We start from the raw sequence: 21,455 nt of genomic DNA, 5'->3' as shown, positions 1-21,455 counted from the left end.
TACATGAGGCAACCATGAGTCAATCTTCTTTGCTGCTTTATATTCACGGTTTTAACAGCTCACCGCTTTCGATGAAAGCGAACTTAATGAAAGAGTATTGTGAGCAGCAGCGTCCAGATATAAAAGTCATCGTGCCTCAGTTACCATGCTTCCCTCAACTTGCTGCACAATGCTTGCTCGATATCATTGAGCAATACAAAGATGACTACAACATCGGCTTGGTGGGTAGCTCATTGGGTGGATACATGTCTACTTGGCTCAACGATAAGTTTGGTTTTAGAGCAGTGGTTGTTAACCCCGCGGTAAAGCCGTATGAGTTGCTGGTGGACTATTTAGGGGAGCAAACTAACCCCTACACGCATGAAACCTATACACTTGAAGCTTGTCATATTGACGAGCTAAAAGCTCTTGATGTACAAAGCATCGCGTCGCCTCAATCCTTTTGGCTTTTACAACAAACCGAAGATGAGGTTTTAGACTATCGCCAAGCCGTAGAAAAGTTCGCACAAGCGACGCAAACGGTAGAAGAGGGCGGTGATCACAGTTTTGTAGGCTTTGAGCGTTATCCTGCTCAAATCATTGAATTCTTAAAACTGTAATACTAAAGAGACGGATTGGAATAGGCTCATAGTTTTTATTGATATATCCAACTGTTTCTTGACATAGTCGATATGCTTTCCGACTATGTTTTGCCAAAAAGATCTTAAGGGTATTTAAGCCCTGACTACTTTGTTATGCATCTTCTTTATCTTTAGATAAATGTGCAGACGGGGTAGCTTTTTCGTTTCTCGAGTACAGCTCGCGTGAATGCGAGGCTCGGGTTACAAGTAAACTTTGAGAACAATTCCGTATTATGACTGAACAATATAATGCTGGTGCCATTGAAGTACTGAATGGCTTAGAGCCAGTACGTCGCCGACCAGGGATGTATACGGATACAGCGCGCCCAAACCACTTGGGCCAAGAAGTTATCGATAACAGTGTCGATGAAGCGCTTGCCGGACATGCCTCAAAAGTACAAGTCATCCTACATGCTGACCAATCACTAGAAGTGATCGATGATGGTCGAGGCATGCCTGTTGATATACACCCAGAAGAAAAGGTATCAGGCGTTGAGCTGATCCTATGTAAGCTTCATGCGGGTGGTAAATTCTCCAACAAGAACTATCAATTCTCTGGTGGTTTGCATGGTGTAGGTATCTCTGTAGTAAACGCGCTATCAAAGCGTGTTGAAGTGACGGTTCGTCGTGACGGTCAAATTTATGAGATTGCTTTCGAGCATGGTGACAAGGTTTCTGACCTAACTGTCACAGGGACATGCGGTCGTCGTAACCGTGGTACCAGCGTGCATTTCTGGCCAGATGCAAAGTACTTTGATTCCGCAAACTTCTCTGTTACGCGTCTGGTGAACAACCTACGTGCGAAAGCAGTACTTTGCCCGGGTCTAGAGATTACGTTTACCGATAAAGTAAACAACAAAGACTACAAATGGCACTACGAAGATGGTCTTAAAGACTATCTAGCGGAAGGTGTGAAAGGTTATCCAGTTCTACCTGAAGAACCATTTACTGGTGAGTTCTCAGCAGAAACTGAAGCGGCAAACTGGGCGGTAATCTGGCAGCCGGAAGGCGGCGAGATGATCACGGAAAGTTACGTGAACCTTATCCCTACCGCTCAAGGTGGTACACACGTTAACGGTCTACGCCAAGGTTTGCTTGATGCGATGCGTGAGTTCTGTGAATTCCGCAATTTGTTACCTCGTGGTGTGAAGCTAACTGGTGATGACGTTTTCGACCGCTGTTCTTACGTCCTGTCAGTCAAGATCCAAGACCCGCAATTTGCCGGTCAAACCAAAGAGCGTTTGTCTTCTCGTCAAACGGCTGCCTTTGTCTCTGGTGTAGTAAAAGATGCATTCAGCCTATGGTTGAACGAAAAGCCACAACTGGCTGAGCAGTTAGCGGAAGTGTGTATAGCGAATGCCCACCGCCGTATGCGTGCTAGTAAAAAGGTTGTGCGTAAGAAGATTGCATCAGGTCCTGCTCTACCAGGCAAACTGACAGACTGTTCTGTGCAAGACCTCAACCGCACCGAAATCTTCTTCGTGGAGGGTGACTCGGCGGGCGGTTCTGCTAAACAAGCACGTGATCGTGAGTTCCAAGCGGTAATGCCACTGCGCGGTAAGATCCTAAACACGTGGGAAGTCTCTGCAGACCAAGTGCTTGCATCTCAAGAAGTGCACGATATCTCAGTTGCTCTGGGCATTGACCCAGACAGCGACAACCTAGACAGCCTTCGTTACGGTAAAATCTGTATCCTTGCCGATGCGGACTCGGACGGTTTGCACATCGCAACGCTGTTATGCGCGCTGTTCACTCGTCACTTCCGTGCGCTGGTTGAAGCTGGTCATATCTACGTCGCGATGCCGCCTCTATACCGTATCGACTGTGGCAAAGAAGTATTCTATGCCTTAGACGATGACGAAAAAGATGGTGTATTAGAGCGCTTGTCTAAGAAGAAAGCCAAAATCAACGTGCAACGATTCAAAGGTTTGGGTGAGATGAACCCACTTCAGTTGCGCGAAACGACCATGGATCCAAATACGCGTCGCTTGGTTCAGCTAACCATCGATGACTCGGCGGCGACCATGGAAATGATGGACATGCTGCTTGGTAAGAAACGAGCAGATGATCGTCGTTCTTGGCTGCAAAACAACGGCGATATGGCAGAGGTTTAACGGATGTCTACAGAAATTACTTACGATGGCGTTGAACAGTTGCCAATGCGCAAGTTCACCGAAGACGCTTATCTGAACTACTCGATGTACGTGATCATGGACCGCGCATTGCCATACATTGGCGATGGTCTGAAACCGGTTCAACGACGCATCATTTACGCAATGTCGGAGCTTGGTCTTTCGGCATCAGCAAAATACAAAAAATCCGCACGTACCGTTGGTGACGTGTTGGGTAAATACCACCCGCACGGTGACTCTGCATGTTACGAAGCGATGGTATTGATGGCGCAGCCATTCTCTTACCGTTACCCATTGGTTGACGGTCAAGGTAACTGGGGTGCGCCAGATGACCCGAAATCATTCGCAGCAATGCGTTATACCGAAGCAAAACTGTCTAAGTTTGCCGAAGTACTGTTAGGCGAATTAGGTCAGGGCACAGTTGAATGGCAACCTAACTTTGATGGCACGATGAAAGAGCCACAAATGTTGCCAGCACGTCTGCCTCATATTCTGCTAAACGGTGTAACCGGTATCGCGGTTGGTATGGCGACGGATATTCCACCTCACAACGTTCGTGAAGTGGCGGATGCGACCATTCATTTGATCGACAACCCGAAGGCGGAACTGCCTGATGTGATGCAGTTCGTTAAAGGTCCGGATTACCCAACAGAAGCGGAAATCATCTCGCCACAAGCAGATATTGAGAAGATTTACCGCAACGGTCGTGGCAGCATCAAGATGCGCGCGGTATGGCACAAAGAAGGTTCAGATATCGTAATCACTTCTTTGCCACACCAAGTATCAGGTGCAAAATTACTTGAGCAAATTGCTAACCAAATGCGTGCTAAGAAGCTGCCAATGGTTGACGATCTTCGTGATGAATCGGATCACGAGAACCCGACGCGTATCGTTGTGGTTCCGAAGTCAAACCGCGTTGATTGCGATCTGTTGATGAACCACTTGTTCGCTTCTACGGATCTTGAGCGCAGCTACCGCGTTAACTTGAACATGATTGGTTTGGATAACCGTCCTCAAGTTAAAGGTCTGGTACAAATTCTGTCTGAGTGGATCGAGTTCCGTCGTACGACTGTACGTCGCCGTCTACAACATCGCCTAGACAAAGTAATGGCTCGTCTACACATCTTGGAAGGTTTGTTGGTTGCTTACCTAAACCTAGATGAAGTGATTGAGATCATTCGTACTGAAGACGATCCAAAAGCAGTGCTGATGGAACGCTTTGGCATTACCGATATCCAAGCGGATGCAATTCTAGATACCAAACTTCGTCATCTAGCAAAACTAGAAGAGATGAAGATCCGTGGTGAGCAAGACGAGCTAGAGAAAGAACGTGAGAAGCTAGAACAGCTACTAGGTTCTGAGCGTCGTCTGAACACTCTACTGAAGAAAGAAATCAAAGCAGACGCAGAGAAATATGGTGATGACCGCCGTTCTCCAATGGTTGAACGTGCAGAAGCAAAAGCATTGACTGAACGCGACCTAGTACCAAGTGAGCCAATCACGGTTGTGCTTTCTGAGAAAGGTTGGATTCGTCACGCGAAAGGTCACGATGTGGATGCTGAAGGCTTGAGCTACAAGTCTGGTGACCAATACTTAGCACATGCGCGTGGTAAGAGTAACCAGCAAGCGGTGTTCTTTGGTAGTGATGGTCGAAGCTACTCACTTGAGTCGCATTCATTACCGTCTGCAAGAAGTCAAGGCGAGCCAATTACAGGTCGTTTGAATATCACCGCAGGCAGCAATATTCGCCAAGTGATCATGGGTGAAGAAGATCAGCTATGGCTGGTGGGTTCTGATGCTGGTTACGGCTTTGTGTGTAAAGGCTCAGATTTGCTATCTAAGAACCGCAGCGGTAAAGCATTGGTGACTCTACCTGCAAACTCTGAGGTGATGACACCAAAGACGATTGCAGACTTGGATTCAGATGAAATTCTAGCCATTACGAATCAAGGTCGTATGCTGTTGTTCCCAATCAAAGACCTACCGCAATTAGCGAAAGGTAAGGGTAACAAGATCATCAACATCCCAGCTGCGAAGGCGAAAGAACGTGAAGAGGTGCTTTCTCACTTGATGGCTCTGCCACAAGGTGCGTCTCTTACACTTTATGCGGGTAAGCGAAAGTTAGGTTTGAAACCTGCTGATCTTGAGAACTTCCGTGGTGAACGCGGACGTCGAGGCAGCTTGCTACCGCGAGGTTTGCAGCGCGTAACTCGAATTGAAATGGGTGGAAGCTCAGAGGTTTCAGAAGAGCCGAGCGATAGCGAATAACGCACAAACAAAAATCCCAGCCAATAGCTGGGATTTTTTTATGCTTCTTGTTTGTCTTCGGCGATGGTTACTTTCAAATTCATTTCTTTACCCTTGCGGATAATACCAACATCAACGCTGGTGCCTGGACGCAAGTCAGTAACAATATCCATCACACTTTGACGACCTTGCACCTTGGTTCCGTTAATGCTGATAATGATGTCCTGCTTTTCAAAGCCAGCCGCACTTGCAGGTCCATTTGGATCAATGCCTAGGACGACAATACCGCCAATGTGCTGGTTACCTAGTAAGCGGGCAGTAACCGCATTGATATCCTGTCCGTCAATACCAATGTAGCCACGGATCACGCGACCATCAGCAATGATCTTTTGCATGATCTTATTCGCCAGAGGAGCCGGAATCGCAAAAGAGATACCGTAGGTCTCAAGGTCTGTCGCCTGTTGGAATGAAGCCGTATTAATGCCTACCAGTTCACCTTGAGTGTTGACCAAAGCGCCGCCAGAGTTACCTTCGTTGATTGCCGCATCGGTTTGAATGAAGGCTTGACGACCATCGCTGATCGATGAGCGTCCTGTTGCTGAGATGATGCCAAACGTCGTGGTTTGACCTAAGTTGTATGGGTTTCCGATAGCCAGTACCACGTCACCAACCTGAGGTTTGTAATCAGGATTCAGTGGGATGACAGGTAAATTAGAACCTTCAACGCGTAAAATCGCGATATCTGTACGCTTGTCTGTACCGACCAACTGCGCTGCCGCAACACGACCATCTTGCAGTGCGACCACTATTTGGTCTGCTTGGGCGACGACATGATAGTTAGTAATGATGTAGCCTTTCTCGCTAACAATCACACCAGATCCCAAGCCCTGAGTTGAAAGCTTGCTTCGGTCGTTTTCAACATACTTGCGACTATAGATATTCACAACCGCTGGCGCTGCCTTTCTTACCGCTTGGTTAAAAGAGACTTCGAGCGAGGCGATATTGCTCGGCTGCGGATCGCTGAGTGCTGTAGGAATAACATTGCTGCGCAAAGATGGAACGGCGAGTAATACGATGATGGCAGTTGCTAAGCCTAAAAAGACAGAACGTAACAAAAAGCTAAGCATAACCTCTCCATGATTGAGCGCCCAATTGGCATAGAAAACTGAAGGATAGCATTACATTGAAAAATAACAAAAGGGCAAGACGTAATCGTCTTACCCTTTTATAAAACCATGACATACGAGGTAAAGTGTTCGAGCGTTTTCACGAATATCGATGTGGTTAACGCACGTTTACTTCAGCCTACGTGATTGCTGTTAACTCAACACGATTAGCGGATAACGAGGTAAACCGTTCGATCGCCGCGTTGAACGTTGATCGCGAGTACACCTTGATGCTTCTCTACAATCGCACGTAACTCCGCTAAGTTCTTCACGCGTTTACGGTTTACACCAATGATAATGTCGCCTTCTGCCAACTGATATTGTGCTGCTGGCGAGTTCTCAGCAACGCTCGTTACCTTCACACCTTGGATAGAATCACTTGGTGTCGTATTGCTAAGCTCAGCGCCTTTGAGTCCTTCATGTAGAGTCTCAGCCTTCGCTTTGACATTGGTTGATTCTCCCAAGGTCACATCAAAGCTCTTCTTCTTACCGTCTCGGACAACGCCAAGCGTGACTTTTTTACCAGCCCCTAAAGTTGCGACTTTCGCGCGAAGCTCGGCGAACGTATCAATCGCTTTGCCATTAATCGAAACGATGACATCACCAGCTTTTAGACCAGCCTTGTCAGCGGCGCTGTCCGGAACCACTTGACTAACAAAGGCACCTTTACTTGATTCATAGCCCAGAGCTTCTGCCAACTCAGAAGTGACTTCACCACCTTGAACACCAAGCATGCCGCGTTTTACTTCACCAAACTCCAAGATTTGATCAGTTAGGTTTTTCATCATGTTGGACGGAATCGCAAAGCCAATACCGACGTTGCCTCCGTTTGGACCAAGAATGGCGGTGTTGATGCCGATCAGTTCACCATTGAGATTAACCAAAGCGCCACCGGAGTTACCACTGTTAATTGCTGCATCGGTTTGAATGAAGTTTTCAAAGTTTTCGACATTTAAGCCGCTTCGACCCAGTGCAGAAACGATGCCGGATGTCACTGTCTGACCTAGACCAAACGGGTTACCAATGGCTACGGTAAAATCACCTACGCGTAGTTTGTCTGAATCCGCGACTTTAATTTGTGTCAGGTCTTTAGCTTTTTCGAGCTTAAGCAAGGCAATGTCTGACATCTCGTCTCCGCCGACGAGTTCCGCATCGTACTCTCTGCCATCATATAGACGGACACGAATGTCATCAGCGCCTTTGATGACGTGATAGTTCGTTACGATTTGACCTTTCTTAGCGTCAATAATGACACCAGAACCTAAACCTCGGAACGGACGCTCACGAGTTTGTTCTGTCGGGAAATCAGGACCAAAGAAGAACTGAAACTGCTCTGGAATACGACTGGTTTGAACTTGTTTGCCTTCGACCGCAATACTCACAACCGCAGGGGTTACTTTTTCGAGCATTGGGGCAAGACTAGGTAACTGCTCCCCATCCACACTGAGTGGAAGCGCCGCTGTTGCGGTGACTGGGGTGATGATTGAACCCAAGCTTAAAGATAGAACGGTTAACGCAAGCAATGGTTTTTTCATCCAATAACTCCTCTTGAAACGGGTCTGCCAAAAAAGAAATATCCGAATGCTTTGTCTCTTATTGATAGTAATTAATATAGGGACGAATTCGGACAATCAAAACGTGGCGGCAGCACACAAGTTGTTAGAGATGAGTTGCTTAAGAAAAGTTCAACAAGGGTCAATACAAATTGATAAGAAATGTGAATGTATTGACCCAATTAGGCAGGATAAGGGGATTAAGACGCTTTCGCTGTGACTGCTTCAGGTGCGTCGATGATTTCTTTTTCCTGATCTTTTAAAAGACCAGTTGCGCCGTTGGCATAGTCTTTTGGTTGTTCATTGACGTCTGATTGATCCTCTTCGACTTTATCAGATGACATTGCAGTCTTCTTATCGAATGGATTGTCTTGCTCAGGCAAGTTTGGCAGAAGTTCAGAAGACGTCTTCGCCATGTGCTGGTATAGCTTGGTATAATCTTTACCTAAGGTGTCCAGCATTTCTGCAGTTTGTGCAAAGTGATCGACGAGCTCTTGACGTTGTTGCTCTAGTTCAAATTTGGCTGCTTCCAGCTCTTTTTGCACAGACTTTTGTTTTTTGTATTCGGGGGTGGTTAGTCTACTAATGACTACGCCTACGATTGTACCGACCAGCAAACCCACAATGGCATAAATCCAAGGCATAACTGCTCCTTATAGTTGTTTTAACAAGTCTTTTACTACTTAGTTACACGCGGTGCTTGTCCATGTTACTATGGCTTGAACAGCCGATAAAGAAAAATAGCGGTAAGTCTTCGGGGACTGATATCTACCTCTCTCTATGCTCAACGCTGACCCCGAGGTGACAATTTTTTCTGTACCTCTGATACGACTCTATACCATGACACCATTAAAACGATACCAACAAGACATAGCAGAGCATGGATTCCAGCGTGATGAAGCCCAATATAACGCTGTCGTTGCTTTAGACAATCTTTACCATGCGATTGCAGAGTTTCAGTCTGCGCCTATTCCTCAGCTTAGCACTTGGCAGAAATTACTTGGTAAAAAGCCAGAATTACCAGAACCGCCGAAAGGGCTCTACTTTTGGGGTGGTGTTGGGCGTGGTAAAACTTATCTTATGGATGCGTTTTTTGACGCGTTGCCTACAGAACGAAAGATGCGAGTGCATTTTCACCGCTTTATGTATCGAGTCCATGATGAACTCAAGCGGTTAGGGGAAGTTGAAAATCCACTGTCAAAAGTCGCTGACTTATTCAAAAAAGAAGCGGATGTGGTCTGCTTCGATGAGTTTTTTGTTTCTGACATTACCGATGCGATGATTTTAGCGACATTGCTGCAAGAGATGTTTAAACGCCAGATGATTTTGGTTGCAACATCCAACATTGAACCTGAAAACTTGTACCGTAATGGCTTACAACGGGCGCGCTTCTTACCAGCGATAGACATGATCATTCAGCGCTGTGACGTGCTTAATGTCGACAGTGGAGTGGATTACCGTCTAAGAACGCTGCAACAAGCTGAAATCTACCATTATCCGCTAGATGAACAAGCGTCCGTCAATCTCAATAAGTACTACCACCAGTTGATTGGCGAAAGAAAGGTCGCAGCACACAGCATTGAAGTAAATCATCGTGAAGTGAAAGTAATTGAAGCAAGTGATGGCGTGCTACATGCGTCTTTTGAGCAACTTTGCCAGACACCACGCAGTCAGAATGACTATATTGAACTGTCGCGTATTTACCATACGGTATTGTTGGCAGAGGTGAAGCAGATGGATCGTAAGATTGATGATGCAGCAAGACGTTTTATCGCTTTAGTCGATGAATTTTACGAACGTAACGTGAAACTGATTATTTCTGCAGAAGTCTCGATGGAGTCTCTGTATACGCAAGGGCAGTTAGAGTTCGAATTTAAACGTTGTTTGTCTCGATTGACTGAGATGCAAAGCCATGAATACCTCGCTAGAGAGCATCTGGCGTAAAAATCGACAACTCATCTTAAAAAAGTGAAGAAAAAATTCGTGATTTAACGCAAAAAAAGGTGATTTTTTCTTCGCTCTTCTCTATAATCCTGCGACCCACCGTTACTGCAGACCTGATTATCGAAGTTATTTCGACATAGAAGGTCGAGAGTACCAACGACTCGAAGGGGTGATGACTGGGCTCTTAGACAGTGTGGGAGCACTATTGGGTGTTCCTTTAAAGTTTAAATTTTAATTAACGGGTTATTATTAGCATGAAAACTTTCGTTGCTAAACCAGAAACTGTAAAACGCGACTGGTACGTTGTAGACGCAGAGGGTAAAACTCTTGGCCGTCTAGCAAGTGAAATTGCATCTCGCCTACGTGGCAAACACAAAGCTGAATACACTCCTCACGTTGACACTGGTGATTACATCATCGTTATCAACGCTGAGAAAGTTGCTGTAACTGGTAACAAAGCTAAGAACAAAGTGTACTACCGTCACTCTGAATTCCCAGGTGGTCTAAAATCTATCACTTTTGAAAAGTTGATCGATCGTAAACCTGAGATGGCTCTTGAGCTTGCAGTTAAAGGCATGCTTCCACGTGGTCCTCTAGGCCGTGCTATGTACCGTAAGCTTAAAGTTTACGCGGGCGCTGAGCACAACCATGTTGCTCAACAACCACAAGTACTAGACATCTAATTGGGGATTTCGAAAATGGCAGAGAATCAATACTACGGCACTGGCCGTCGCAAAAGCTCAGCTGCGCGTGTTTTCATCAAACCAGGCAGCGGCAACATCGTAATCAACAAGCGTAGCCTTGATGAGTACTTCGGTCGTCCAACTTCTCGCATGGTTGTTAAACAACCTCTTGAGCTAGTTGAACTAACTGAGAAGCTAGACCTATACGTTACTGTTAAAGGTGGCGGTATTTCTGGTCAAGCTGGTGCTATCCGTCACGGTATCACTCGCGCTCTTATGGAGTACGATGAGTCTCTACGTCCTACTCTACGTGCAGCTGGTTACGTTACTCGTGACGCTCGTTGCGTTGAACGTAAGAAAGTTGGTCTACGTAAAGCACGTCGTCGTCCACAGTTCTCTAAGCGTTAATTTCCTTTTATCGGAAATTATGCTGTTCCAGAGTTTCTCTGGATACTGTGTACCAAAGCTCGGCTATATGCCGAGCTTTTTGTTTTTCTAATGCGTGGAAAAGCGTTTTTTCATTTCATATCGAACTTCACATCGCCACTTAATATCCTCGCAACATTTGAATGTTTTATCTGCACTTTTTCTGGATTTATTCGTGCTACAAGACGGAGATAACAAAAGTGGGGAGTCCCTTCACATTCTTGACATATCTTTCTATGTAATCGACTGAAAACAGCCGGAATACAAGGCTTTTTATCCCATTCTTAGCCATTCTTCGTTTCGCTTTCTTGTTACAAATCACATCTATTTTTTATAATTTTGCCGCTTTTGTGACGGCGTGAGCGATTTGCCTCACAATTGTTACAAAAAGGTAGCTTTATCTTGTCAAAAAGTAGGGTTTTCTTTATCATTTCCCCCCAATAAATAGAACTAAATTCATTATTTGTTAGCCATGCTCTTATAAGCGGAATAATAACGATCCAAAGGGAGCAAATGGGAGAATGTTTGGATGAGCAACGCGCCTTTAAATAACGGTCGCAGGCGTTTTCTAACCGCTACAACGGCAGTTGTTGGTGGATTAGGGGCAGCTGCCGTCGCCGTGCCTTTTATCAAATCATGGAATCCGAGCGCCAAAGCAAAAGCTGCGGGTGCACCGGTGGAAGTGGATATCAGTAAAATCGAAGCTGGTCAGATGGTTCGTGTTGAGTGGCAAGGTAAGCCTGTATGGGTTGTACGTCGCACTCAAGAAGTGGTGGATAACCTAAAGAACATCGACGGACAGCTTCGTGACCCACAATCAGAAATGGAACAACAGCCAGTTTATGCTCAGAACGCGCATCGTTCGATCAAGCCTGAGTATTTCGTGGCAGTTGGCTTCTGTACTCACTTAGGTTGTTCACCGACCTATCTACCTGACACGTTCTCCGAGCAAGTTCAAGGCGTTAAGTCTGGCTTCTTCTGTCCATGTCACGGTTCTAAATTCGATATGGCTGGTCGAGTGTTCCAAGGTGTTCCTGCACCTCTGAACCTTGTGGTTCCTAAGCACATGTACTTGAGTGATACGAAGCTCATGATCGGTGTTGATGAGGGAGACGCATAATGCAAGCACTACTAGACTGGGTTGAAAAACGAATTCCCGCGATGAATGCTTATAAAAAGCATTTGTCTGAATACCCAATGCCTAAGAACTTCAACTTTTGGTACCTTTTCGGTTCTCTGGCAATGTTGGTACTGGTTAACCAAATCCTAACCGGTATTTGGTTAACAATGAACTACGTTCCTTCTGGTGATGGTGCGTTTGCTTCTATCGAATACATCATGCGTGACGTTGATTACGGCTGGTTGTTGCGTTACATGCACTCAACTGGCGCGTCAGCGTTTTTCGTTGTTGTTTACCTGCACATGTTCCGTGGTCTGATTTACGGTTCATACCAAAAGCCTCGTGAGCTACTTTGGATCTTCGGTATGTTGATCTTCTTGGTTCTAATGGCTGAAGCTTTCATGGGTTACCTATTACCATGGGGTCAGATGTCATACTGGGGTGCTCAGGTAATCATTTCTCTATTTGGTGCGATTCCTGTTATTGGCGATGACTTAACGCTTTGGATCCGTGGTGACTACATCATCTCAGGTGCAACGCTAAACCGTTTCTTCGCACTACACGTTATTGCGCTACCTATCGTTCTACTTCTTCTTGTTGTTCTGCACGTATTGGCACTACACGAAGTTGGCTCTAACAACCCGGATGGTATCGAGACTAAGCTACCAAAAGGCTCAATGGGCGACGATTACGAAACACAGTTCAAGTTCCACGATTACTACACGAAGAAATACGACATCATCGATTCGATTCCTTTCCATCCATACGGTACGGTTAAGGACCTAGTTGGTGTGGCTGGTTTCTTGTTCTTCTTCTGTTATGTGCTGTTCTTCAACCCAGAAATGGGTGGATACTTCCTTGAGCCACCTAACTTTGAAGCTGCAAACCCACTGAAGACACCTGAGCATATCGCTCCTGTTTGGTACTTCACACCATTCTACGCAATCTTACGTGCGGTTCCAGACAAGCTATTGGGTGTAATCCTAATGGGTGCGTCAATTGCAGTACTGTTTGTTCTACCTTGGTTGGATCGTTGTAAAGTTCGTTCTTACCGTTACCGCAGCAAAATTCACCTATTGAATATTGTTCAGTTCACTATCGCCTTTATCGCTCTGGGTATTTTGGGTGCACTACCGGCAACGCCGCTGTACACGCTTTTGTCTCAGATCTTTAGCTTGTGTTACTTCATGTTCTTTGTCCTGCTGTTCTTCTACAGCAAAAATGAAGCGACCAAACCATTACCAGAGAGGGTGACATTCAAATGAAGAAGTGGATTGTAATTCTATTTGCTATGTTGCCATCTCTTGCGATGGCAGCGGGTGCCAACGTACCGCTAGACAAAGCGAACGTGGATCTATCGGATAAAGCTTCGCTACAAAACGGCGCGAAGCTATTCATGAACTACTGTTTTGCTTGTCACTCAACGCAATACCAGCGTTACGAGCGAGTGGCAACAGACTTGGATATTCCTGTTGACCTAATGAAGGAAAACCTGATTTTCGACCCTGAAGCGAAAATTGGTGACCTTATGGTGAACGCAATGCCTGCAAAGCAAGCTGGTGATTGGTTTGGTGCTCCGCCACCGGATCTAACTCTTGTTGCTCGAGTTCGTGGTGCAGATTGGCTGTACACTTACCTACGCTCTTTCTATGTTGACCCATCACGTCCGTTTGGTGTGAACAACATTGTATTCCCAAGCGTTGGTATGCCACATGTACTTGAAGAGCTTCAAGGCATTCCTACTCCAGTATACGGCACGAAAGTGGTTGATGGTGAGGAAGTTCAGGTCGTTGTAGGTACTGAAACAGACGGTACTGGTGAGCTAAGCTCTGGCGAATATGACAAAGCGGTTGGTGACCTAGTTAACTTCCTAGTTTACTCAGGCGACCCAGTTCAACTAGAGCGTCATGCGCTTGGTTGGTGGGTGATGGGCTTCCTCGTTCTACTAACAATTGTTGTCGTGATGCTCAAGAAAGAGTATTGGCGTGATGTGCATTAATTGTGCTATCATACCGTGCTAATTCCCAATTTTAATTGACGAATAATGGAGGCTTAGCCTCCATTATTTTTATTTGTAAGTGTGCTGGAGGGCTCCATGGCTGTAGCTGCCAATAAACGTTCTGTGATGACTCTTTTCTCAAGTGCATCAGATTTGTATAGCCATCAGGTTCGCATCGTATTAGCTGAAAAAGGCGTAAGTGTTGAAGTTGAGCTTGTTGATGAAGCTAACCTTCCTGCTGAGCTTGTGGAACTGAACCCATACAAATCAGTACCAACTCTTGTGGACCGTGAGCTAGCTCTTTACGATTCAAAAATCATCATGGAGTACTTGGACGAGCGTTTCCCTCATCCACCTCTAATGCCTGTTTACCCAGTTGCTCGTGGTAACAGCCGTTTGATGATGTACCGTATTGAACGCAACTGGTACTCACTAGCTGAAAAAGTTGTTAAGGGTAACGCGGAAGAATCAGAAAAAGCACGTACTAAACTACGTAACGATCTTCTGACTCTAGCGCCAATCTTCGCTGAATACGAATACTTCATGAGCGAAGAGTTCAGCCTAATCGACTGCTACCTAGCTCCACTATTGTGGCGTCTGCCTCAACTAGGTATCGACCTTGTAGGTCCTGGTTCAAAAGAGATCAAAGTTTACATGAACCGCGTATTTGAGCGTGATTCATTCCTTGCTTCTCTAACTGAAGCTGAACGTGAAATGCGCCTAGTTCGCTAAGCGATTTAGATAACACGTTATGGATATTGCAAAAATGACTGCTCGCCGTCCGTATATGCTTCGTGCATTTTACGATTGGTTGGTAGACAACGACTTAACTCCTCACTTGGTGGTTGATGCAACGATGCCGGGTGTGCGTGTACCAGTTGAGTTTATTCAAGATGGTCAAATCATCTTGAATATTGCTCCACGTGCTGTTGGTCAACTTGAGTTGGGTAATGATGCGATTACCTTCCATGCTCGTTTTAGTGGTCGCCCTCATTCAGTGATCGTACCGGTTTATGCGGTACAAGCGATTTACGCTCGAGAGAATGGTGCTGGCACCATGTTTGAACCTGAAGAAGCGTACACTCATATCGAAGAAGAAGGGATTGTTGAAGAAGAACAGTCACCAACTTTTACTACCGTGAGTGATGATTCAGAAGTCATGGACTCGGAGTCTGAAGAGGAAGAAGCTCCTCGTCCGAAAGGCAGACCAAGCTTACGAGTTATCAAATAAAAAAAGCAGCGTGCCCACGCTGCTTTTTTATTATCTGCTAAGTTGTATTAAACAACTGTCTAGCTAGTTCACTTGAGAGCCTAATTCAGTGACTGTTGCTTCAGGCTGTGTTGTTTCTGGTTCTTCCACTTTTAATGGCTTTTCATCACCATATTGGAAGCCTTTAATCACTTGTTTTACGCCTGAGATATTACGTGCAATCTCTGTTGCTCGATCGCTTTGTTGTGGCGTGACGTAACCAAACAAGAATACATCGCTGTCTTCAGTAATCACTTTTACTTTGATGCCATTTAACTCGCTATCAGTCAGTAATGCTGATTTAACCTTGGTGGTGATCCAGCTATCGTTGCTGATTTGAGTTACGCTCAATGGTTCTTTTTGTTTGATCTGGTTATGGATATTTTTCACACCACTTACAGCACGAGCTCGACGTTCAAACTCATTAATCAGTTCGCGAGTTGGGGCTTGTCCCATTAATACAACGGTCCCATTGTATGAACTCGCAACGACGCGAGCTTTTCCTTTGAATGGTGCTTTATTGCCAATCGCTGCAACTTCAAATTCGATGTTGTTGTCTTGCCAAATTTCTTTGGTTGTACGTGTATCTGTAACGATATTGGCAGTAGTTGCTGCCCCTGCAATAAACAAACCCGCACAGCCACTCATGCTGAGTGCTGCAAATAAAATGACAAGACTACGTATCATATTTCTAAACTCTCAATTTCAATTATTCTTCGTGAGCAGGGAAAAGAACTTGGTCGATAAGGTCACACAAGCAATGAAGGGTCACCATATGTACTTCATGGATGCGTGCTGTTCGATGTGATGGGATACGAATTTCCACATCATTTTCACCAAGCAAGCCAGCCATTTCACCGCCATCTTTACCAGTAAGAGCAATGATCGTCATATCGCGAGTTACCGCGGCTTCCATTGCTTTGATGATGTTTTTGCTGTTACCACTGGTAGAGATTGCGAGCAAGATGTCGCCCGGCTGACCAAAAGCGCGTACTTGCTTGGAGAAGATCTCTTGGTAGTGGTAGTCATTGGCAACGGCAGTGAGCGTTGTGTTATCCGCCGTCAACGTCATTGCTGGTAGGCTAGGGCGCTCTGTTTCGAATCGGTTCAAAAGACAAGAGACAAATTGTTGTGAATTCGACGCACTGCCCCCGTTGCCACAGCATAGGATTTTATTGCCGTTGAGTAAGCTTGAAACCATTGCCTGAGCAGCGTGAGTAATTGCATCTGGTAGTGCTTCTGCTGCAGCGATTTGAATTTGAATACTTTCTGTAAAACTGTCTTTAATGCTGTCTAGCATCGTTTATCCTTCAGAGATTGCATTTTGTATCCAGTTGATGTCTCGACCACTGTCGTGAATGGCAATAACATCAAACCGATAATCGATAGTGTGTGCCGAGCATTTTTGCTGGCTTAGCCAAATTTGAGCTGTTTTGACTAGTTTACGCATTTTTGCGTAGGTGACCATTTCTGCTGCAGAGCCAAAAGCATCATTCTTACGATATTTGACCTCAACAAAGATGATAGTTTCACCTTGTTGGAAAATTAAATCAATTTCGCCGACTTTCGTTAGGAAGTTTTGATCTAAAAAGCGCAAACCCTGACGCTGCAAATATCGCTTCGCCAGGGTTTCGTATTGATTGCCGATTTGTCGTTTACTAAAGAGCCCCACGCTCGGCCCAGTCTAACTCACGTTGTACTACACAGTTGTTGTTGATACTCAATACACCTGTTTGACCATCAACTGAGTAGCCCGGTAGTAACTTCATTTGCGGTAACTCACCAAGCAGTTTGTATGCGTCCATACCTAATGCTTCTAAGCGTTTTTCCATATTGGATTGATCTGGCCATAGCTCATTCATTTGTGTCGCGATGGTTGGATCTGGATTGATTAACATCGGAATGTCGCTGTACGCCACACCTGATAGATCTTCGTAAGTTGCGCCACCACTGTTACTGCGAGAGTTAGAGAACAACTTAGGCGGTTTTGCATCTGGGTTAATCGCGACTTCGATAAATGGCTTGATCAACGTCAGTTCGGAACTGCGTGCGACAATATATACCGCATCCACATCACGACGACTACGAGGTTGGCTCTCTAAAGAGATGCGCATCAGAGACTGCATTTGTGCGATGCGTTGCTGACTCTCTTGTAAGCCAAATACACCATTAATGTTCTTTTGCAGTTGGCGTTTATCACCAAAGTAACTAGTCGCAACTTTGTTTGAGCTGTATTTGCTCCACTCTTCATTAAACGCTTCAACAACACGCTGACCATAAGCTCCGTTTGGCGCTAAGATCATTGGGAATTGGTAGCCTTGGCTGAATAGGTACTTGGCTGCCTGTGCAACTTCTTGCTCTGGAGAAAGTGCTAGGTAACACATGTCTGTGCCAGCTTGCACTTCTTCCGGAATGTTAAGTGCCAATGTTGGAATTTTCACGCCTGTTTCGGAACCGTCTAATGTCGCTTGTAGCTTCTCTACGTTTTCTTTTTGTAGAGGACCAACGACAAAATCGATGTTCTCATTGATTAAGCGCTGTTTGATTTGATCAGCGCTGTAAGCGTGTGTATCAATCACCGTCAGCGTCGCACTTGGATCTCGTGCTTGGTCGTTCATCATCGCAAAGATGAAACCATCTCGGATCAGTTGTGCTTGCGGAGCAAATTTACCCGTTAGCGGTAACAGAAGCGCTGTGTTGTTTGGTTTCACAATCTCTAACGAGAGGATGTTTTGAATTTCTGCAGGAGTATAAACCGCTGCTGGATGTGAAGGGTTTTCACTTAACCAGTGCTCAAGCGTGTTTTTAAGCTGAGGAATATTGCTCGATAACGTTTTTGCATAGATCGCTAATTGTAGCCAACCATCTAGTACGTCTTCGCTTGGTTCAGTTTGCAATGCCGTCAGTTCATTTTCAGAGTAACTGCCGAAGTTCATCCAAATACGGCTAGAGATCTCACGTTGCTCTGCTGATGACGCGTATTGGCCTTCGGCTACCAATTGGCGGTTTGCTTCAAACGGTTGGTTTAAGCTTTGGTAAGCGTCCGCGCGCAACTCGTAGTAGTCTTTCCACTGTTCGCTTGGCAGTTTCCACCAAGGTTTAAAGTTCAGCCCTTGCAGCAATTGTGAGTATTTACCTTGCTTTTGCTGTAAGGTCGCACGAGCCAATTGCCACTCAGCCTGTTGAACTTCGCTCAGTTGCTGACGAGAAAGACGTTTGATTAACAGCTCAGCTTGGTCTAACTCATTTGCTTGGATTGCCGCTTTGGTTGCCATGATCAACCAGTCGTTTTGTAGGCTACCTTCGGTGCTATCAGCTTGAATCATGTAGTTCTGAACAGACTGTGTCGGCTCAAGTGTAATATCTACGCTATCTGGTTGTCGCGGACCTGAAGAACAGGCGGCGAGCGTAATTGCCAGTGCAACAGGAGTGAGTAAGCGTGGTACACTGAGTCTCTTATGGTTCATCATTGCCGTGAGTTCTCTATAATTTTGTACAAAATTGTCTCTATATTAATCGTTGAAGTGATGGTAAACAAATGACAGATAAAAATAAGTTGCCGAATGAGGGGCCAACTCTATACATCGTACCGACTCCAATCGGAAATTTAGCGGATATCACTCAACGTGCTATCGAAGTTCTGTCGAATGTGGACATCATTGCCGCTGAGGATACTCGACATACAGGCAAATTACTGTCTCACTTCAATATCCAAACCAAAACTTTTGCGCTGCATGATCACAACGAGCAACAAAAAGCACAAGTTCTAGTTGAAAAGCTACTGTCAGGTCAGTCTATCGCATTGGTTTCTGACGCTGGTACGCCGCTAATAAGTGATCCAGGATACCATTTGGTGACAAAATGTCGTCAAGCGGGCGTAAGAGTTGTGCCTCTTCCTGGTGCGTGTGCGGTCATCACTGCGTTAAGTGCTTCAGGTCTACCATCTGACCGATTCAGTTTCGAAGGCTTCTTACCACCGAAAAGTAAAGGTCGTAAAGACAAGTTCTTGGAGATTGCTTCTGTTGAACGTACTTGTATCTTCTACGAATCTCCGCATCGTATTTTAGACTCTCTACAAGATATGTTAGACGTTCTTGGTCCAGAACGTGAAGTGGTATTGGCCCGTGAACTAACCAAAACCTTTGAAACTATTCAAGGAATGCCTCTTGGTGAGTTGATTGAGTGGGTGAAGAGTGACGATAACCAACAACGTGGCGAGATGGTATTACTGATTCATGGTCACCGAGATTCAACGGAAGAGAGCCTACCTGATGAAGCGACGCGTACATTGGGCATCTTGACTAAAGAGTTACCATTGAAGAAAGCCGCTGCGCTTGCCGCTGAAATCTACAGTTTGAAGAAGAATGCTTTATACAAGTGGGGCTTGGAGAATTTGGGTTAAAAGCTTCTAGAACGAACGCCAGCACTTTGGAAACGCTTCGCTTCTGGAGGTGAGACTCGAGAATATAGCGGTCTTAATCCTGCGCTCAGCTATCAATATATCCCAAGACGTTCATTTATCTTAAGGGAATTTCTGTTTGAAAGGAGAACCATCAACTCGGTTCTCCTTTTTATTTTTTAAGCTTACCTACAACGTTCTCTCTTCGGGGTATCGTGCTCCCGGTTCTCTAATCCGGCAATGCAGTGTTCCCCCAATTTAAGTATTCTTGTTTGTTTTCTGAGCAATTAACATCCTCATTTCATCATATCTGTGATCTCACTAGACTCAGAAGGGATAACTCTATACAATCCGCCATCGGAGCTGACTGGGTAGTCGCTGCTTTGTTGATGTCCTTCGGGAGACTGACGTCGAAGTCCCTTTGGGAGACTGACGTTGACGTCCTTCGGGAGACTGACAAAGGGGAGGAAAGTCCGGGCTTCATAGAGCAAGGTGCCAGGTAACGCCTGGGGGGCGCAAGCCTACGACAAGTGCAGCAGAGAGAAGACCGCCGATGGCCTTAGGGCACAGGTAAGGGTGAAAGGGTGCGGTAAGAGCGCACCGGACGACTAGTAATAGTTCGTAGCAGGGTAAACTCCACCTGAAGCAAGACCAAATAGGCCTCCACATTGCGTTGCTCGCGTAAGGAGGCGGGTAGGTTGCTCGAGCCAGTGAGTGATTGCTGGCCTAGACGAATGGCTACCGCCGCGCAAGCGGAACAGAACCCGGCTTATGTGTCGGCTCCACCTATTCGAGACCCATCCCTACTTCGGTAGTGATGGGTTTTTTGCATTTTATTGACGCAAACTATGTCATTACCAATAAACTTGGCGCTGAATCACGTCTAACTTTAGACTTGAGGTGGCGATGATGTGGGAAATCAGTACACTAAAGAATCGCTTCAAGATCATTCAACGAGAAAGCTATGACCGAAACATTTCAACATATCTCAGTGTTATTAAATGAATCCATTGATGGCTTGGCTATCAAACCCGATGGTATCTATATCGATGGAACATTTGGCCGTGGCGGTCACAGCCGAACTATCTTGTCGAAGCTCGGGGAGAATGGTCGTCTATACAGTATCGACCGTGATCCACAGGCTATCGCAGAAGCGAGCAAAATCGACGACCCTCGTTTTACCATCATTCATGGTCCATTTTCTGGTATGGCGAAGTACGCAGAAGAATACGGTTTAGTTGGTAAAGTTGACGGTGTCCTGCTTGATCTTGGCGTGTCTTCTCCACAGTTAGATGATGCTGAGCGTGGCTTTAGCTTTATGAAAGATGGTCCACTAGATATGCGTATGGACCCAACATCAGGTATCCCCGTTTCTCAATGGTTGATGGAAGCGGATTTGGATGACATTACTTGGGTCATTCGCGAGTTCGGTGAAGACAAACACGCACGTCGCATAGCGAAAGCGATCGTGGCATACCGCGAAGATGAAGAAAACGAGCCTATGGTTCGTACTGGTCAATTAGCTAAATTGATCTCGGATGCCGCTCCAAAGAGTTTCAAAGAGAAAAAACACCCAGCGACTCGTGCTTTTCAGGCGTTTCGTATTTACATCAACAGTGAATTAGAAGAAATTGATACAGCACTAAAAGGCGCTGCGAGCATCTTGGCTCCAGAGGGACGTTTATCAGTGATCAGTTTCCACTCTTTAGAGGACCGTATGGTAAAACGCTTTATTCGTAAAGAGAGTAAAGGTCCAGAAGTGCCACACGGTATTCCAATGACAGAAGAGCAAATTCGTGCTCTGGGTAGTGCAAACATGAAGCCTGTTGGTAAAGCTATCAAACCAACTAAGCAAGAAATTGACATGAACCCGCGTTCTCGAAGCTCAGTGCTAAGAATTGCAGAAAAGCTTTAATT

The 21,455-nt window shown here is 45.6% G+C and carries 20 protein-coding genes and 1 other RNA gene; 14 read left to right on the top strand and 7 right to left on the bottom strand.

All coding sequences use genetic code 11. From position 1 onward, the window contains the following. Positions 1–14 precede the first annotated feature (14 nt). From yqiA to parC, 3 genes are all read left to right on the top strand, one after another. Positions 15–599 (top strand): esterase YqiA, encoded by a 585-nt coding sequence (gene yqiA / locus QMY49_RS12710; protein WP_009697597.1) that lies wholly within the window; start codon positions 15–17, stop codon positions 597–599. A 254-nt stretch (positions 600–853) separates the two neighbouring features. After that, positions 854–2,734 (top strand): DNA topoisomerase IV subunit B, encoded by a 1,881-nt coding sequence (gene parE, locus QMY49_RS12705; RefSeq protein WP_283311843.1) that lies wholly within the window; start codon positions 854–856, stop codon positions 2,732–2,734. A gap of 3 nt (positions 2,735–2,737) precedes the next feature. Beyond that, complete coding sequence (parC, locus tag QMY49_RS12700; RefSeq protein ID WP_283311840.1) at positions 2,738–5,020, top strand: DNA topoisomerase IV subunit A; 2,283 nt, start codon at positions 2,738–2,740, stop codon at positions 5,018–5,020. A gap of 38 nt (positions 5,021–5,058) precedes the next feature. Here parC and degS read toward each other — a convergent pair whose 3' ends face one another. The 3 genes from degS to zapG all read right to left on the bottom strand — a co-directional run bounded on the left by degS (position 5,059) and on the right by zapG (position 8,362). Beyond that, on the bottom strand, positions 5,059–6,126 hold the full coding sequence (gene degS / locus QMY49_RS12695; protein WP_009697598.1) for an outer membrane-stress sensor serine endopeptidase DegS: 1,068 nt from the start codon (positions 6,124–6,126) through the stop codon (positions 5,059–5,061). A gap of 206 nt (positions 6,127–6,332) precedes the next feature. After that, positions 6,333–7,700: a Do family serine endopeptidase gene (locus QMY49_RS12690; RefSeq protein ID WP_005447751.1), complete on the bottom strand. Its 1,368-nt coding sequence runs from the start codon at positions 7,698–7,700 to the stop codon at positions 6,333–6,335. A 218-nt stretch (positions 7,701–7,918) separates the two neighbouring features. Continuing rightward, positions 7,919–8,362, bottom strand: a complete 444-nt coding sequence (gene zapG, locus QMY49_RS12685; protein ID WP_005447760.1) for a Z-ring associated protein ZapG — start codon at positions 8,360–8,362, stop codon at positions 7,919–7,921. Positions 8,363–8,558: 196 nt separating this feature from the next. On the opposite strand from zapG, the gene zapE reads away from it, so the two are divergent. The 8 genes from zapE (at position 8,559) to sspB (ending at position 15,121) form a co-directional block, all read left to right on the top strand. After that, complete coding sequence (gene zapE, locus QMY49_RS12680) at positions 8,559–9,662, top strand: cell division protein ZapE (RefSeq protein WP_005447762.1); 1,104 nt, start codon at positions 8,559–8,561, stop codon at positions 9,660–9,662. Between the two features lie 254 nt (positions 9,663–9,916). Continuing rightward, positions 9,917–10,345 carry a 50S ribosomal protein L13 gene (gene rplM / locus QMY49_RS12675; protein ID WP_005372872.1) on the top strand — a complete coding sequence of 143 codons (429 nt, stop codon included), beginning with the start codon at positions 9,917–9,919 and terminating at the stop codon, positions 10,343–10,345. A gap of 15 nt (positions 10,346–10,360) precedes the next feature. After that, positions 10,361–10,753, top strand: coding sequence for a 30S ribosomal protein S9 (rpsI, locus tag QMY49_RS12670; protein WP_005436094.1), 393 nt, complete (start codon positions 10,361–10,363; stop codon positions 10,751–10,753). 547 nt (positions 10,754–11,300) lie between these two features. Continuing rightward, positions 11,301–11,891, top strand: coding sequence for a ubiquinol-cytochrome c reductase iron-sulfur subunit (petA, locus tag QMY49_RS12665; RefSeq protein ID WP_005436095.1), 591 nt, complete (start codon positions 11,301–11,303; stop codon positions 11,889–11,891). Next, on the top strand, positions 11,891–13,156 hold the full coding sequence (locus QMY49_RS12660; protein WP_005447764.1) for a cytochrome b: 1,266 nt from the start codon (positions 11,891–11,893) through the stop codon (positions 13,154–13,156). The genes petA and QMY49_RS12660 overlap by 1 nt, the downstream gene beginning before the upstream one ends. After that, positions 13,153–13,890 carry a cytochrome c1 gene (locus tag QMY49_RS12655; RefSeq protein ID WP_009697600.1) on the top strand — a complete coding sequence of 246 codons (738 nt, stop codon included), beginning with the start codon at positions 13,153–13,155 and terminating at the stop codon, positions 13,888–13,890. The genes QMY49_RS12660 and QMY49_RS12655 overlap by 4 nt, the downstream gene beginning before the upstream one ends. Before the next feature lie 96 nt (positions 13,891–13,986). Then, a complete protein-coding gene (sspA, locus tag QMY49_RS12650) occupies positions 13,987–14,622 on the top strand; it encodes a stringent starvation protein SspA (RefSeq protein ID WP_005436105.1) in 636 nt (211 codons plus the stop codon). A gap of 19 nt (positions 14,623–14,641) precedes the next feature. After that, complete coding sequence (gene sspB, locus QMY49_RS12645; RefSeq protein WP_005447768.1) at positions 14,642–15,121, top strand: ClpXP protease specificity-enhancing factor; 480 nt, start codon at positions 14,642–14,644, stop codon at positions 15,119–15,121. A 63-nt stretch (positions 15,122–15,184) separates the two neighbouring features. Here the strand turns inward: sspB and QMY49_RS12640 are convergent, their stop codons facing one another. From QMY49_RS12640 to QMY49_RS12625, 4 genes are read right to left on the bottom strand one after another with little or no spacing between them, the layout of a single operon-like run. Continuing rightward, on the bottom strand, positions 15,185–15,826 hold the full coding sequence (locus QMY49_RS12640) for a BON domain-containing protein (RefSeq protein ID WP_005447770.1): 642 nt from the start codon (positions 15,824–15,826) through the stop codon (positions 15,185–15,187). A gap of 22 nt (positions 15,827–15,848) precedes the next feature. Beyond that, positions 15,849–16,439 (bottom strand): phosphoheptose isomerase, encoded by a 591-nt coding sequence (locus QMY49_RS12635; protein WP_005447772.1) that lies wholly within the window; start codon positions 16,437–16,439, stop codon positions 15,849–15,851. A 3-nt stretch (positions 16,440–16,442) separates the two neighbouring features. Continuing rightward, positions 16,443–16,811 carry a YraN family protein gene (locus QMY49_RS12630; protein ID WP_038897790.1) on the bottom strand — a complete coding sequence of 123 codons (369 nt, stop codon included), beginning with the start codon at positions 16,809–16,811 and terminating at the stop codon, positions 16,443–16,445. Continuing rightward, positions 16,798–18,609, bottom strand: a complete 1,812-nt coding sequence (locus QMY49_RS12625; protein WP_009697603.1) for a penicillin-binding protein activator — start codon at positions 18,607–18,609, stop codon at positions 16,798–16,800. Before QMY49_RS12625 ends, QMY49_RS12630 begins: the two co-directional genes overlap by 14 nt. 68 nt (positions 18,610–18,677) lie before the next feature. Between QMY49_RS12625 and rsmI the strand changes: the two genes are divergently transcribed. The 3 genes from rsmI (at position 18,678) to rsmH (ending at position 21,453) form a co-directional block, all read left to right on the top strand. Further along, positions 18,678–19,541, top strand: coding sequence for a 16S rRNA (cytidine(1402)-2'-O)-methyltransferase (rsmI, locus tag QMY49_RS12620; protein WP_005447783.1), 864 nt, complete (start codon positions 18,678–18,680; stop codon positions 19,539–19,541). Positions 19,542–19,897: 356 nt separating this feature from the next. Continuing rightward, an RNA gene (rnpB, locus tag QMY49_RS12615) (RNase P RNA component class A) lies at positions 19,898–20,326 on the top strand. Positions 20,327–20,502: 176 nt separating this feature from the next. Further along, positions 20,503–21,453, top strand: coding sequence for a 16S rRNA (cytosine(1402)-N(4))-methyltransferase RsmH (rsmH, locus tag QMY49_RS12610; RefSeq protein ID WP_005447784.1), 951 nt, complete (start codon positions 20,503–20,505; stop codon positions 21,451–21,453). The last annotated feature ends 2 nt before the right edge of the window (positions 21,454–21,455 follow it).

It is taken from the genome of Vibrio harveyi, from assembly GCF_030060435.1.
Lineage (GTDB): Bacteria > Pseudomonadota > Gammaproteobacteria > Enterobacterales > Vibrionaceae > Vibrio > Vibrio harveyi.
Note: the sequence above shows the minus strand (reverse complement) of the source record. Positions and strands in the feature narration are given on the sequence as shown.